14 protein-coding genes are annotated in these 14,895 nt (G+C 33.0%); 7 read left to right on the top strand and 7 right to left on the bottom strand.

Features of this window, described 5'->3' with window-relative positions; all coding sequences use genetic code 11:
• The first annotated feature begins 8 nt into the window (after window positions 1-8).
• Genes Q0822_RS16040 through Q0822_RS16030 form a run of 3 tightly spaced genes read left to right on the top strand, consistent with a single transcriptional unit; the run spans window position 9 to window position 4,152 of the window.
• Window positions 9-1,358: a biotin/lipoyl-binding protein gene (locus Q0822_RS16040; RefSeq protein ID WP_299125579.1), complete on the top strand. Its 1,350-nt coding sequence runs from the start codon at window positions 9-11 to the stop codon at window positions 1,356-1,358.
• Between the two features lie 4 nt (window positions 1,359-1,362).
• Window positions 1,363-2,766: a TolC family protein gene (locus Q0822_RS16035; RefSeq protein WP_299125576.1), complete on the top strand. Its 1,404-nt coding sequence runs from the start codon at window positions 1,363-1,365 to the stop codon at window positions 2,764-2,766.
• A 33-nt stretch (window positions 2,767-2,799) separates the two neighbouring features.
• Window positions 2,800-4,152, top strand: a complete 1,353-nt coding sequence (locus Q0822_RS16030; protein ID WP_299125575.1) for a Mur ligase domain-containing protein — start codon at window positions 2,800-2,802, stop codon at window positions 4,150-4,152.
• Window positions 4,153-4,234: 82 nt separating this feature from the next.
• Here the strand turns inward: Q0822_RS16030 and Q0822_RS16025 are convergent, their stop codons facing one another.
• Window positions 4,235-4,657 (bottom strand): hypothetical protein, encoded by a 423-nt coding sequence (locus Q0822_RS16025; protein WP_299125573.1) that lies wholly within the window; start codon window positions 4,655-4,657, stop codon window positions 4,235-4,237.
• Window positions 4,658-4,790: 133 nt separating this feature from the next.
• On the opposite strand from Q0822_RS16025, the gene Q0822_RS16020 reads away from it, so the two are divergent.
• The gene (locus tag Q0822_RS16020; RefSeq protein ID WP_299125572.1) at window positions 4,791-6,143 is read left to right on the top strand and encodes a TlpA disulfide reductase family protein; all 1,353 of its coding nucleotides are present in this window, start codon (window positions 4,791-4,793) and stop codon (window positions 6,141-6,143) included.
• 14 nt (window positions 6,144-6,157) lie between these two features.
• Here Q0822_RS16020 and Q0822_RS16015 read toward each other — a convergent pair whose 3' ends face one another.
• From Q0822_RS16015 to Q0822_RS15995, 5 genes are all read right to left on the bottom strand, one after another.
• Window positions 6,158-7,189, bottom strand: coding sequence for an N-acetylmuramoyl-L-alanine amidase (locus Q0822_RS16015; RefSeq protein WP_299125569.1), 1,032 nt, complete (start codon window positions 7,187-7,189; stop codon window positions 6,158-6,160).
• Window positions 7,190-7,377: 188 nt separating this feature from the next.
• Window positions 7,378-7,677, bottom strand: coding sequence for an immunity 53 family protein (locus tag Q0822_RS16010; protein ID WP_299125567.1), 300 nt, complete (start codon window positions 7,675-7,677; stop codon window positions 7,378-7,380).
• Window positions 7,678-9,903, bottom strand: coding sequence for a SulP family inorganic anion transporter (locus Q0822_RS16005; protein ID WP_299125565.1), 2,226 nt, complete (start codon window positions 9,901-9,903; stop codon window positions 7,678-7,680).
• Window positions 9,904-10,045: 142 nt separating this feature from the next.
• Window positions 10,046-10,213, bottom strand: coding sequence for an Imm53 family immunity protein (locus tag Q0822_RS16000; protein ID WP_299125564.1), 168 nt, complete (start codon window positions 10,211-10,213; stop codon window positions 10,046-10,048).
• A gap of 59 nt (window positions 10,214-10,272) precedes the next feature.
• Window positions 10,273-11,205: a LysR family transcriptional regulator gene (locus tag Q0822_RS15995; protein ID WP_299125563.1), complete on the bottom strand. Its 933-nt coding sequence runs from the start codon at window positions 11,203-11,205 to the stop codon at window positions 10,273-10,275.
• 90 nt (window positions 11,206-11,295) lie between these two features.
• Here Q0822_RS15995 and Q0822_RS15990 point away from each other — a divergent pair, with 90 nt between their 5' ends.
• The 3 genes from Q0822_RS15990 to Q0822_RS15980 all read left to right on the top strand — a co-directional run bounded on the left by Q0822_RS15990 (window position 11,296) and on the right by Q0822_RS15980 (window position 12,935).
• A complete protein-coding gene (locus Q0822_RS15990; protein WP_299125561.1) occupies window positions 11,296-11,535 on the top strand; it encodes a hypothetical protein in 240 nt (79 codons plus the stop codon).
• A gap of 37 nt (window positions 11,536-11,572) precedes the next feature.
• A complete protein-coding gene (locus Q0822_RS15985; protein WP_299125560.1) occupies window positions 11,573-12,541 on the top strand; it encodes a sodium-dependent bicarbonate transport family permease in 969 nt (322 codons plus the stop codon).
• A 94-nt stretch (window positions 12,542-12,635) separates the two neighbouring features.
• Window positions 12,636-12,935 (top strand): hypothetical protein, encoded by a 300-nt coding sequence (locus Q0822_RS15980; protein WP_299125559.1) that lies wholly within the window; start codon window positions 12,636-12,638, stop codon window positions 12,933-12,935.
• A gap of 69 nt (window positions 12,936-13,004) precedes the next feature.
• Here the strand turns inward: Q0822_RS15980 and Q0822_RS15975 are convergent, their stop codons facing one another.
• Window positions 13,005-14,858: a PLP-dependent transferase gene (locus Q0822_RS15975; RefSeq protein ID WP_299125558.1), complete on the bottom strand. Its 1,854-nt coding sequence runs from the start codon at window positions 14,856-14,858 to the stop codon at window positions 13,005-13,007.
• Window positions 14,859-14,895 lie beyond the last annotated feature (37 nt).

Here is a 14,895-nt window from a genome sequence, read left to right as displayed (position 1 = left end):
CCAATATCATGTTAAATATATCTCATAATCAACTTAATAAGTCGGTAGACATAACAAAATCAAAGTCAGGTAAGCGTGTCTTTCACGGCAGGTATTACATGTACTTTAATAGATTTCTTGGTGCGTTCGCTGTAGTCGGAATCATTATTTTGTTTTTACCATGGACACAGAATATTACGGGTAGAGGTCTGGTGACGACACTCACACCAGAACAAAGACCACAGACCATACAATCTCCTATACCAGGTAGAATTGAGAATTGGTTTGTACGCGAAGGTGACTTTGTTTCAAAAGGAGACACAATTATGAAAATCTCTGAAATTAAGAGTGAATATTTTGATCCTAACTTAGTGGAGCGTACAGGACAACAAAGAGATGCTAAAGCACTATCTGTTGGTTCATATGGGGAAAAAGTAAAAGCTTTGAATCGTCAAATTGGTGCACTTTCTCAAGAAAGACAGCTAAAATTACAACAGGCAAGAAATAAGTTAATGCAATCTAAGCTAAAAGTTCAAAGTGATAGCATAGATCTTGAAGCTGCAAAGACGAACAAGCAAATTGCACAACGTCAATTTGATCGTACAGTAACTCTGCAAGCAGAAGGTTTTAAAGCTACTAAAGATGTTGAAGACAAGCGATTAAAGCTTCAGGAAACGGAAGCTAAATTAATATCACAAGAGAATAAATTATTAGCAAGTAAAAATGAAGTGATTAACGCTCAGGTAGAAATTTCAAGAGTTAATGCTTCTTATGCTGATAAGATATCTAAAGCACAGAGCGATAAATTTACAGCACAGTCGAGTCAATTTGATACAGAAGCACAAGTATCTAAATTAGATAATGAATATTCTAATTACCAGATGCGTGACGAGCTTCGATTTATCAAAGCACCTTACGATGGTTACATCAATAAAGCTATAAGAGGAGGTGTAGGGCAGACATTTAAAGAAGGAGAGGCTTTGGTAGGCATTATGCCTGCCGAAGTTGACCTAGCCGTAGAAACATTTGTAGAGCCTATTGATTTACCATTGCTTCACCTTGGTGAAAAAGTCAGAGTACAGTTTGATGGTTGGCCTGCAATTATATTTAGTGGTTGGCCAAACGTATCATACGGAACATATGGTGCTAAAGTTGTTGCCATAGAAAATTTTATTAGCGATAATGGAAAATTTAGAGTGCTTTTGGCACCAGATGAGGAAGATCACGAATGGCCAAAGGATATTAGAGCTGGCTCAGGCGCATTTACGATGGCATTACTAGAAGATGTACCAATTGGTTATGAATTATGGAGACAGTTGAATGGTTTTCCACCAAATTACTATCAACCAGAAGGCAGATCAAGACCTAAAAAGAAATAAATAGATGAGACTAAAATTTTCAATACTGCTTATTGGATTAGGTTTTATAAGCTTTGCACAGACAGATCAATTATCAAACGTATTGCGCTTTGATGAGTATCTTGGTTATGTGAAGAAATTTCATCCTATTGTAAAACAAGCTCAATTGGTTATAGACGAAAGTCAGGCAAAACTCATGAAATCTCGTGGTGCTTTTGACCCAAAATTAGAAGTCGATTATGATAGAAAGAAATTCAAGAACACAGAGTATTTTGATAGACTCAACGGAACCTTTAAAATTCCGACCTGGTTTGGAGTAGAGTTAAAAGCAGCTTTTGAAGAAAACACAGGTGACTTTTTAAATCCTGAAGCTTTTGTACCAGAAGATGGTTTGTACAGTGCGGGTGTTTCAGTGTCATTAGGTCAGGGACTATTGATTAACAGTAGGATGGCGTCACTAAAGCAAGCCAAATTATTTAGAGAACAAGCCAAAGCAGATCGCGATATTTATGTCAATAACATTCTGTTTGAAGCCTCTCTAGTTTACTTTAAATGGTTACAAGCATATAATGAGTTAAAGTTGTTTGAAAATATTTTAGTTAACGCAGAATTACGTTTTACCGGAATTCAAAAAGGAGTAGAAGTTGGTGAAAATGCAGAAATTGATGCGACAGAAGCGCGTATTGCGGTCAATAATAGGAAATTAGGATTAGAGCAATCTAAGGTTAAACTAATGAAAGCAGCTTTAGAATTATCTAATTTTTTATGGCTAGAAAATAATATGCCAGTGGAATTACAACCCAATATTATTCCAGATGTAAATACAGAACCAATAGTTGATGCCACCTTTAATATTAATCAATTGCGAGATGATGAGGTTATGCTAGATGAACATCCTAAAATGTTGTCTTTAGGTTATAAACTCGAAGGGTTGGAAGTTGATAAGCGTTTAAAAGCTAATCGATTACTACCAAGAATTGATGTGGAATATAACTTCTTAACCGAAGCACCAGAAGTGGCCCGAAGTTTAAACACTGCTGAATACAAAGGTGGACTAAACCTGAGTTTCCCCTTATTTTTGAGAAAAGAACGTGGTGATTTAAGGCTAGCCAAAATTAAGTTGCAAGACACAGAATTTGAAATGGATGCCACACGTGTGAATCTTCAAAATAAGATTAGTGCGCTAAAGCAAGAGTTAGAATCTTATGTAGCTCAAAATGAGATAACTACTGAAATGGTCTCGGATTATGAGCGAATGCTACAAGCAGAAGAGCGTAAATTCCAACTTGGAGAAAGCTCTTTGTTTTTGGTTAATTCTCGTGAGTCTAAATTGATTGATGGCCAGTTAAAGGCCATTGAGATTCAGAATAAATTCTTCAGCACTAAAGCAAAGCTTTTTAATAGTTTGGCTGTAAATCCTGAATTATAAATAGTATTTTTACATTACTTATTTAAGGATTCTATGAACGTACATTTTATAGCTATTGGTGGTGCAGCAATGCACAATTTGGCCATAGCACTTCATAATAAAGGTTATAAAGTCACGGGAAGTGATGACACTATTTTCGACCCTTCAAAATCGAGATTAGAAGTTAAAGGTTTATTACCAGAAGCTTTTGGTTGGTATCCTGAAAAAATCACTTCAGATTTAGATGCCATTGTTTTGGGTATGCATGCTAAAGCAGATAATCCTGAATTACTTAAGGCCCAAGACCTAGGACTTAAAATCTATAGTTATCCTGAATTTCTATACGAGCAAGCCAAAAATAAAACACGTGTGGTGATTGGTGGAAGTCATGGAAAGACAACGATTACCTCAATGATTTTGCACGTGATGCATTATCACGATAGAGACGTCGATTATATGGTTGGTGCTCAATTAGAAGGTTTTGATGTGATGGTGAAACTCACCGAAGACAATGATTTTATGGTTTTAGAAGGTGATGAATATTTAAGCTCACCAATAGACATGCGCCCAAAATTTCATTTGTACAAACCTAATATTGCCTTGTTAAGCGGAATTGCATGGGATCATATTAATGTGTTTCCAACTTATGAAAACTATGTCGAACAGTTTAGCATTTTTGTAGATTCAATTATTACAGGTGGAAGTATTAACTATAATGAAGAAGATTTAGAAGTAAAACGCGTAGTAGAAGCCTCAGAAAACCAGATACGAAAAATAGCCTACCAAACTCCTGAATATACGGTTGAAAATGGCGAAACCCTTTTAGAAACACCAGAAGGACCAATGCCAATTGAAGTATTTGGCGCACACAACTTAAACAATTTAGCAGGTGCCAAATGGATTTGCCAGCATATGGGTATTGATGAAGACGATTTCTACGAAGCCATTTCTTCATTTAAAGGAGCAAGCAAGCGTTTAGAAAAAATTGCCGAATCTAAAACCAGTATTGCGTATAAAGATTTTGCGCACTCACCAAGTAAAGTAGAAGCCACAACCAAGGCCTTAAAAGAACAATACAGCGACAGGACTTTAGTCGCTTGCTTAGAATTACATACTTACAGCAGCTTAAATGCTGAATTCCTTAAAGAATACAAAGGCGCTTTAGATGCCGCAGATGTAGCAGTTGTATTTTATTCTCCACATGCTGTAGAAATTAAAAAATTAGAAGAAGTTACAGAAACGCAAATAGCCAACGCTTTTGAACGTGATGATTTAATCATCTACACCAACCCAGAAGATTTTAAAGACTTCTTATTCTCTCAAAACTTTGATAACAAATCTTTGTTATTAATGAGTTCTGGTAATTATGGTGGTTTGGATTTTGATGAGGTGAAGGAATTATTCTAAAGTTTTGTTATACTGAACTTGTTTTTAGTAATTGGTCCCAGAAAAACTAATATCGCTTTAAATTTGATTTGTTTCTTTCTAATTAAGATTTATTTTTTTTTCGATTATGCTTTGCTATAATGCGTTTCATTTTAGATCTGCTAATAACATAATAAATTATTGGAATAGCGAATTTTCCGTCTTCATGTTTACTAAGTAGTTGCTTTGTTAGTTCTTCTTGAATTATAATTTTATTTAAAAGATCCTTAACAGATTTTTCAATTTTAGGATGTGGTGCTCTAACAGTAATATTCATTAATCTACCTTTTTCGTTAAGAACAAAAGAAGCAAAAATTCTTACTTTATCACCATCCTTATAATTATTTGTGGACAAAAGAATTGTATTCAGTTTTTCCTGAAAAGTGATCTGTTGTACAATATCATTTATTGTATTTGAAAATTCGAGCTCCTGGGAAAAGCTGATATTACAGAATATTAAGAGAATTAGAATTGAAAGTGTTTTCATTTAATTTTTAAACTGAAAATTTTATTTATTAGATTCTGTCTCATTATCTCAAATTATTAAATAACGAATTTCGTTTAAATTTTCGAGAACGTCAAACATCAAAATATGTATATTTAGTTTTTATTTTAAAACTATGCACAAAACTATTAGTACATTCTTTATTTTATTTATTAGTCTATCTGTATTTGCTAAATCTGGTAAAGTGATTCTATCGGGAAAAGTCAGTAACCCTTCTGTAACTTCCATAAAGATTACCTATTTCGATTATAAAGAAGTTGCTTCAGCTGAACTAGATGACAATGGAAATTTTAAAATATCTGCTAAAATAGAAGGTGGTTTTTACTTTTTAAGTTATGGGCGCAATACAGCATATATCTATCTTTATCCAAAGGATGAACTCAGTATAAGTTTTGATGCAGAACATTTTGATGAAACACTGGTTTTTGAAGGAAAAGGTGCAGAACGAAATAATTATCTTGCTAAGAAATCAGTTAAAGGCTCAGAGCTTACCAAGGATTTAGATGCCTTTTATAAAGTTGATGAAACGACCTATATTAAGAACATAGCTAATGTAAAACAAAGGCATTTAAATGCGCTTGCTAAGATTAATGTTGAGGATTTTTTTAAAACTGCAGAGGAAAAATCATTAGAGTTTGAGCGCCTACTTAGTATTCAGAATTATAAATCTAATTACAAATTTTATTTAGGTGAAGAGATTTCTCCTTCTAAAGGCTTTTACAAACCTGTAGAAAAGATAGATGTCAGAAATGAAGATGATTATAAAAGACAACCTTATTATCGCTACTTAGTCAATTCGGTTTGGAATAAAAAGATAGATGCTGCGCCAGATGCAGAAAGTATGCTTAATGTGCTTCGTGAAGTAAAATCCCAACCTATTATAATTAGCTTAATCAATGGATTTTATTCTAAAATATCCTCTAATAAGGAACGTGCAAAAGACTATCTCGACCTAATAAAGATGGTGACAACACATCAACCATTTATAGAAGCAGCAGAGAAGCAATATCAAGAGGTTATGAAGTCAAAAGGCTTGAGTAAAGGTGATGCTTCACCAGAATTTAGTTATGAGACTATCGATGGAAAAATAATAAGCTTAAACGATTTAAAGGGGAAATATGTCTACATTGATGTTTGGGCTACTTGGTGTGCGCCTTGTATTAAGCAAGTACCATATCTAAAGCAGTTAGAAGAGCGTTATCATAATAAGAATATTGTTTTTGTAAGTATTTCAGTAGATAAAGAAAAAGTGAAAGATACTTGGAAACAAATGATTGCTGATAAAGAACTTGGCGGATTGCAACTTTTTGCAGACAAGTCTTTTGATAGTGATTTTATGAATGCTTATGCGGTGAATTCCATACCACGATTTATTTTGATAGATCCTGAAGGTAAAATAGTTGACCCAGAAGCACCAAGACCTTCATTTGATAAGACAAGAGTGCTGTTGGATGAGTTGTTGCATTAATATTCTCAACCTTATCAATTATGATCTTGATAATCTATTAAAAGCCCATTGTAAATCCAATTCGCTAAAGCTTCTCTGTTTTCATAATTCAATATCCGTTTTTGATCTTTTTTGTTTTTAATATTTCCTAATTCTATATATACCATAGCAGGTAAGGTATTCTTAATTAAATACAGCCCGCTTCTAGAGCTCACGGTACCAGAATAGACGCGATTGGGTTGATGTTTTGCATATTTTTCTGTAAATGACGTATGAATATGTTCTGCCAAACGTTTTCCGTTTTCACTGTTTTTATGATGGTAGAAGAATACATCTATATTTTTACTAATACTTCTACTATCAACATGTGTTACTATAAGTCTTTGATAAGCACCTTTGTGCTTTAAGTATAGATTATTAACGGCATTTGTCCGTTGCTGCAATCGCAATTTTTGACTTCGTGGAATTTTATTGTTAGGATAAGAAACTTCGTCATAATCGACTTCTAAAATACGCTGATCTCTTATACCATCGTTCTTGTCTTGTATAATAATATACACCTTAGCTCCTCTAGATATTAATTTTCTGGCTAGTCGTAAAGTGACATCATAGGCATATTCATCCTCAGAAATTAATTTAGATTTGTAGGTTGTTATCGCTCCAGGGTCAGGACCTCCATGCCCAGAAATTAAATAATACACAGCGTTTTTAAGCGTGTCATTTTCAATAACAACAGTGCTGTAATCTTTTCCAAATAAAGAAATTTCTCTTTTTACTTCAGGCTTAATAGAAATACTATCTAATTTAATTGTTTTTAAATTAGTGACAGAATCCTTTTTTATAATAGGCAGTGCATAGGTTTTGCCTAAAATTAATTTATTGTCAGAAGTTAATTTTGTTTTATTGAGTTTTATAAACTCATCAAGATATGAGAGTGCAATATCGTTGTCTCTTAAAAGTGAATAAATGCCATCTCCAGGTTTAGCAATCACAGTTTTAGTAACCGATTGGCCTATGGTGGTATTAATGTATAGGAATATGAAAAAGACAATGCAATGTTTTACCATGCGATTTTTAAAGTTAATAAAATTCTATAATACTAGTGGTTAATAACTACTCAATACAATGATTTATTGTATGTTATAAATTTTATAGTTGTATAAAGAAGAATATTAAGCAGTTAGCTTAATGTTTTGACTAAATTCTTAAGTTTTGGTGTTTCGTTTTTGACTTGATTAGAATGGGCTTAAGTAGCTTACTCATTCTCAATCTTATCAATCATTTGCTTAAACAAGTCTAATATGAAAATCAGTTTTCCGGCATCACCAGCTGCTAAAAACCTTTGGTTTTCAACTTTAACCCCATACCAATCTTGTCTATTGATTTCATTAAGAATCCACTTTATTTCTAAATGGGCTACGGAGGTGTTTGAGATATCAATTTCAACTTCCCATCCTGGAGTATCTAATGTCGTAATCTGAATCACTTCATTTTTTTCCCATTCACCATCACATTGTTGTTTGAACCAATCTTGTATCCAGTTTAAAATTTCCATTTATTTTTTATCTAAAAGCGTGGCTAATTCTTTACCATAATCTATAAATGCAATGGTTTCGTCTGTCCTTGCTAATTTGATTTTATCAAAAATAACTAGTGCTTCACCATTACTTTCTAAATGATAAATCTGATGATTTTCGAAAAAGCGAATGATTTCATCTGTAAAAAATGATCTAATTTCAGATTCCTTATTTCCCATAATGAGAAACTTCTTAGAAAAATCTGGATACATTTCAAAGTCAATATCTTTATAGCCTGTATATGCCATTACACGGTCAAATAATTTTTCTAATACTCCTTCTTTTTCCATTGTAAAAACAGGCAGTTTTTTAGGCAATTTTAAGACCATTAGCGTCATATTAAATGTCTCAGCTGTAAAAGCTGAACCTTCACTGAAAGTCACATCCGCAATTTCCCAAGACACATCTAAATTTTTAAATGTTCCTTTGAGACAATTAGATTTACGTTCAATGGGTCTAATTTCAAAAAAGTGAAATTTCTTTAGATAAGTCGTATTCCAATCTATGCGATTAGTATATTGATAATCTCTTTCATTGGCTAAATTTTGTAATCGAATTTGCCTTGGTGATAATTTTACTTCTTGATTATTTAAAGCAATTTTTAAAGCTCTATTATGCGTAGAGGACGACACATGCGAATCTAGTCCTTTGATTATCACTTCACCACCTGTATTCTTTTGCATTTTTAGATAGTCCACTATATAATCCATATAGGTAATACCAACCAATCTTGTTTCTGATAAATCAATATTCACATTTGCGCCAGAAGGAATCTGAGCTACCATTTTATCAATTTTTAAGATGCCTAAAAAATTAGCAATCCCTTTAATATTTATATCATAACTGCCATCTGGTTTCATAGTTAAATTAGAACCCGAGCGATATACCATTTTAAAAAATTGAGGTATGGACACATTCGCTAACAGCATATGACTAACCATAGCTAATAATAATCCTCCAAGTAATCCTATTAGTAAATTAGTGTAAAGGGTTAAAACCATTGTACCAGTAAAAAATATTAATTGTTCAATGCCTTGACTATAAATTTGTTTAAAGACGGCAGGAGAGGCTAATTTAAACCCAGTGTAAACTAATAAAATGGCAAATGCACATAGTGGTACTTGTCTCATTATTGGGCTCAGTACCACAATAAAAAGTAGCAACAAAAGTCCCTGATACATATTAGACCACTTTGTCTTTGCTCCATTATGAATATTGACTGTACTTCGAATAATCACAGCAATAATTGGCAAACCTCCAATCATACCTGCTGCTATCGTACTTAATCCAATACCTGTCAAATCCTTATTTAAATCTGTCTTTCGTTTATAAGGGTCGATTTTGTCAACTGCTTTCGCAATGGCTAATGACTCAATACTAGTTATGATTAAGATGGATATTACAGTTGTCCAGAATTCAATCGTATTAATTTTACCAAAATTTGGATGCATTATTGAATCCATAATATTATCTGGAATATCTAACAGTAATTCAGGTCCAACTTCGTATGCTTTTCCAAAAAATGAAAGTGTATGTGGATCAAAGAAATTAAAAATATACACAAATGGAATAGAAAGCCCAACGACCCACATTGGAGTTGGTAAAATATGAAAAATTCTATTACTGATTTTGGAATGAAACAATAGTAAAAGTAAGCCTACTAGAGCAATGATTACCACAAATGGATTCGCTTGCGGTAGCTGTAAAACAGCATCTACAAGGTTTTGTATAATGCTAGGACTATCAGAATGCGTACCTAAGGCAACGTGAATTTGTTTTGCAAAGATGATGATTCCGATGGCTGCCAAAATACCATGAATCACAGAAGAATGAAAGATATCAGCTAATCGACCCAATTTCAATAATCCTAATACGACTTGAATTGCACCTGAAACAACCACTGCTGCCAATACATAATTAAATGCTTGCCCTGAACCATCATCCATCAATGCAATCCCTAAAAGTATGACCGCAATGACACCTTTGGCAGGTCCGTTAACTGAGATATGTCCACCACGATAAAGGGTTGTTACAACACCACCAACAATTGCTGAAATGATACCTGACATTGCAGGAGCACCAGCTGCTAGCGCTATACCTAACGAAAGCGGTAAGGCAATGAGTGAAACACTCACTGCTGCAATTAAATCACTTTTCCAATTTTCAATTAAGCCCTTAAAGCCTTTTTTGGGTGTAACTTCCATTTATTTAGTTGTCTAGGGTTATAAAATATTAAGATTTTGGATATAAAATATACCAATGAATTGTTCCATAATTCTTAACTCATGTAATATATAACCTAGTTTTGTTTTTCAGAAATTTAAATTGATGATTTGTCAAACGAAGTTATATCAAAACTACTCTTGGACTATAACAATCTTGTCTATTTATACTATTAAGAATCCACTTTATTTCTAAATTGGCTATAGAGGTTTGGGAGATGTTCATTTCAACTTCCCATCCAAGAGGATCCAAAGTTGTGATTTGAATGACTTCATTTTCTCCATTCACCATCTCACTGTTGTTTGAGCCAATCTTGTATTCAGTTTAAGATTTCCATTTATTTTTTGTGTTTACGCTAAATGATAATTTTCAAACCAATCAAAGTGCTTTTTTATGATATCATCTTTGTTTTCGTTGATGTTTTCAATGAAACTTTTAGCTATTGAGGATAGATTTTTTGATTTTAACCAGATTAAATTCCAATTGGTTGTCATTGGGAGTTTCTTAACCGGAATAACTTGTAAGTCGCCATTTTTAAGTTCATTTTTAATTCCTATTAAAGGCATTATTGAGTAGCCTAAGCCTGCAACTACAGCTTGTTTTAAGGCTTCATTAGATTTTAACTCCATTTTTTTATAGGTTGAAATATTATTAGAAGCAATAAAATATTCCATCTTATTTCGTGTGGCCGAACCTTGCTCTCGGTAGATGAGAGGCAGTTGTTCAAATTCTCTAGTAGTAAGATATTTTTCGGTTAATTTATAGTGCTTGCCACCAACGAGATAAAGTTTATTATCCATGAGTTGTATACGGTTAATTTTTAGGTGCTTCGGTATAGTGGATACCATGGCAAAATCAATCTCATTGTTTTCTAATGATCTCACTACTTCTGCCTTATTGGTAACATCCATAGAGAGGTCAACACCCTTATTTTGATTAATGAAGTCAGTTAAAAAATAGGGCATAACATACTTTGCTGTGGACACAATTGCGATTTTAAGTTTGCCTGCTAATTCGCCTTGAAATGACAAAGCCTTATAATTTATGGTTTTTACTTCATTTAAAATATTTTCAGCAGTCCTAGCTATCTCTTCTCCAAACTCAGTGATATACATTTTGCGTCCTACAACTTCAAATAGAGGAATTTGAAATTGATCTTGAAAATTTTTTAACTGTATAGAAACCGCAGGTTGAGTTAAAAATAATTCTTCCGATGCTTTAGTAACACTCTTAAGTTCACTGACCTTATGGAAGATTTCTAATTGATGCAATGTATATTTCATAAAGAATATTAATATAATTCATTACAAAAATAAATAAAAATTTATGAATAATAGATGAGATATTTGCACAAAATATTAAAACGTAAAGGTATGAGTGATTTTGTAATTCGTAAAAAAGAACAAAGAACGTCTAAGGTTAAGACGTTATCTTCTGTAAAACTAACTAGAAAAGAATTTGGTTTTGTCTTAAAGACTGTGCTTTTTATAGCTGCCTTTTCAGGGCTTATTTATATGTTAATTAGTAGTAATAATTTGATGCTCAATGAGATTTTAGTTTCTGGTGGCATTTTATCTCTGGTATTTTTTATTCATATTTTATCTAATCGATAGTTTGAAACTTCAATCTAAAAAACAATCACTTAGTTAAATGGATTTACATTTATTAATTGATAATTTAACTAATCCTGCATTGCTATTTTTCTTTCTAGGTGTCATTGCGGTTCAGTTAAAGAGTGATCTTTGTATCCCAGAAAATTCTTCAAAATTTATTTCTTTATACTTGCTTTTAGCAATAGGTTTTAAAGGAGGTCAAGAGCTTTCTCATAGTGATTTTTCTATGGAAATATTGTGGTCATTACTCTTTGGACTCACATTAGCCGTAGTTGTTCCTTTGTATACTTATTTCATTCTTAGAAGAAAGTTTAATGTGCAAAATTCTGGGGCTATTGCTGCGGCTTACGGATCTGTTAGTGCAGTAACGTTTGTAACAACCATATCATTTTTAGAGTTAGAGCAGATTGCGTTTAGCGGACATATGGTCGCTGTAATGGCGCTCATGGAGGCGCCATCTATTATGGTTGGTTTGCTGCTTATGACTTTTTACAAGAAGAGTAAAAAAGGGGAAGAAACTGTACCGATGAAAAAGGTGATTCATCATGCACTTACTAATGGGAGTGTACTAATTATTATCGGAAGTCTTTTTATAGGTTTTATGGCTAGTGAAGCGCAAGCAGAAGGCATTAAACCCTTTACTACAGATATTTTCAAAGGATTTCTTGCAGTATTCTTATTAGATATGGGTATAACAAGTGGGCGCAAATTATCGGATTTTATTAAAAAAGGATGGTTCGCATTACTATTTGCTATTATTATTCCTGTTATAAACGGCTGCTTGGTAGCTGTTATGAGTGGTGTTTTAACCGAAAGCGTGGGTAATAGATTGCTTTTCGCAATACTTGCGGCAAGTGCATCTTACATAGCGGTTCCTGCAGCAATGAAGATTGCGGCTCCAAAGGCAAATCCAAGTTTATATATACCAATGGCCTTGGCAATAACATTTCCGTTTAATATCACCTTAGGAATGCCATTGTATTTATGTATCATAAATATTACATAAAATAAATTAATAACTAATATAAATTATATAAATAAAAATATATTAAAATAAATACGCAATTTTGCAATAAATAAACTTAAAGTAATTAAAAATTATGGAAACGTTAGAACAACTTAAAACAACTCAAAAAATAGATTTAATTAATGGTTCATTCACGGCTTCAGAAGCTTCAGATATCATTAATTCTGTACTAAAAGTAAAAATAAACTTTCATAAATTTCAACGTTTATCTATCACTGAAGGGAATGATAAAGATGAATGTGTTTATGACAATGGTAGGATTGCCGAGCTTATGAACGAACAACAAATAGCTAAAGAATTTTTCTCTCAAGCAAGATTAGGGGGTAAAAAATTAAAAATGCGTAGCGTTATTCAAATCGAAATAGAAGATTAAATACCTTCTTAGAGTTGATAAAATTTAATTAAGTCCTAATTACTTTTTTGCGTTTTCGCTAATTAGTAATTAGGATTTTTTAATTCCTTTAGTGAATTCTAGAAACACGTCCGTATGACGTTCTAAATCCATGTCAGGAGATAGGGCAACACGAGCAATATAATCTTTATCACCTTCTTTAGTGGTTCCTTGTGTAGAAGTTGCAGGTATAGTCCAATAACAGCCTTTTAATTGTCCGTAGCTCACACAATACTTACTTTCATTTGGGATTTCTGTAATCATTAAATTGATTAATTTATGATTCAATTGTCGTTTGTAGGCTTCTCTTTCTTCAGGACTATTACCTTTTGTAGGAAGATCTAATGAAAATACAGAAGGTGTAAAGCCTTGTTGAGCTAATTCCTCTGATACAAAGTTGATTTTTGCTTCTGGTAAGGTCTGATGGATAAAGTTTACAAATTCGCGGGTGTTTATATAAGCGTCCGAAATCCTTTGATTCATTGATGGCATTTGCTTTGCTAAAATCTCGTATTGTAAAGCCGTTGCTTCATTGTCGCAAAGGTTGAGATGCAGTTCGATCTTTTCCATCAATGCATCCACTTTTTGATTTCCTACGCAATAACCAGCAGTACATTTTCCGCCACTCGGAAATTTTGAGCCACTCGCATAAGAAATAGATCTAACTGTTGAAAGGATTTCTCTTTCACTCAAAAATTGAATATTAGGACAAAAGGTTTGGTCTAAAATAAAAACAGGATCAATAGCAGTTGCACCAGTTGCAGTTTTACGTGTTTTATTTAAAGTGGCTTTTAATGCTTCGAGATCTGGAACTTCTACACGTGGATTGGTTGGTATTTCTGCAATGATATATGGAATAGCGTCTTCGTTAGCGATTTTGACTAAAACAGTTTCTAAACTGGTCACCATATTATTATCACCGTCTACTTCTAAATCTACCACATCTACATTATTTAAGCATGCGGCAACACGTCTGGCTTGGTCATTTGTACCACCATAACAATTTGTGGGTACTATAAATTTAATGGCTTTTCCTTCGTGATTTTCTAGCGCATCATGAATAAGTCCCATCATAATGGCATACTGCACAGAAAGTCCACTAGAACCCACTAAGGGCTTAGACGTTGTGCCAGTAAAAGCTTTGATGGAATTTAAAACACTAGTTTTGTTAGTCTCGTAATTGCTCTTTTGAGTATTAATAGAAGTTTGTTCTGCCAAAGTCTTTAAAGCAATAACACAATTAGCTGGAGTCATTGCAATTGTCTCTCTTCGTCGCACATGCTGAATTTCCGAAATGTAACTGTCATTATGCTCACCATGAATTAAAATAACACTTCCTAGCTCTGAATATAGATTAATATAAAAGTCAACATTTGGGTTGAGTTCTATAGTTTTAATATTACCGTTACCTGCAATGAAAATTACACTGCCATCAAACTTAGAAATCGAATGGATGTTTTCAACTTTCTTTAATTCAAAATTATAACCATATACACCCTTTACAACTTCAGCATCAAAAGATTCTGGTAGCTCATCAGTATAGAGGATTTGAGTATTTTTATTATCGAGTAAATTTTTTCTAAGAATTGCTAAAATCGGAGTGGTTTGTGATGAAAAACTAATGACTTGTTCTGGTTGTAGCTGATGCAAGTTTGATATAGTCCATTCTAATACACAAGACAGAGGATGTCCTAATCGAATATAATCGTAAGCTGTTGGTAATATATTAAGCGAAGAAGTTTTTGAATTACCGCTTTTATATAAGGTTTCAAATTGTTCTAAAAATTGAGTTTTGGCCAGAGCTTCGTTGTAGATATCTAGTCTGTGTGTTGTTAGATTTAGCCAATCTTTTGGGATGTTTTCTAATACATCTTTTATATAATTAACTATTTTAGAGTCTTGCATTTTCTTTTCCTTTCTAATGTTGTGCAAAGATACAGTA

The sequence above is a fragment of the uncultured Winogradskyella sp. genome (assembly GCF_947496485.1).
GTDB lineage: Bacteria > Bacteroidota > Bacteroidia > Flavobacteriales > Flavobacteriaceae > Winogradskyella.
The sequence above is the reverse complement of the archived record's forward strand: the minus strand, read 5'-3'. Positions and strand labels throughout refer to the sequence as shown.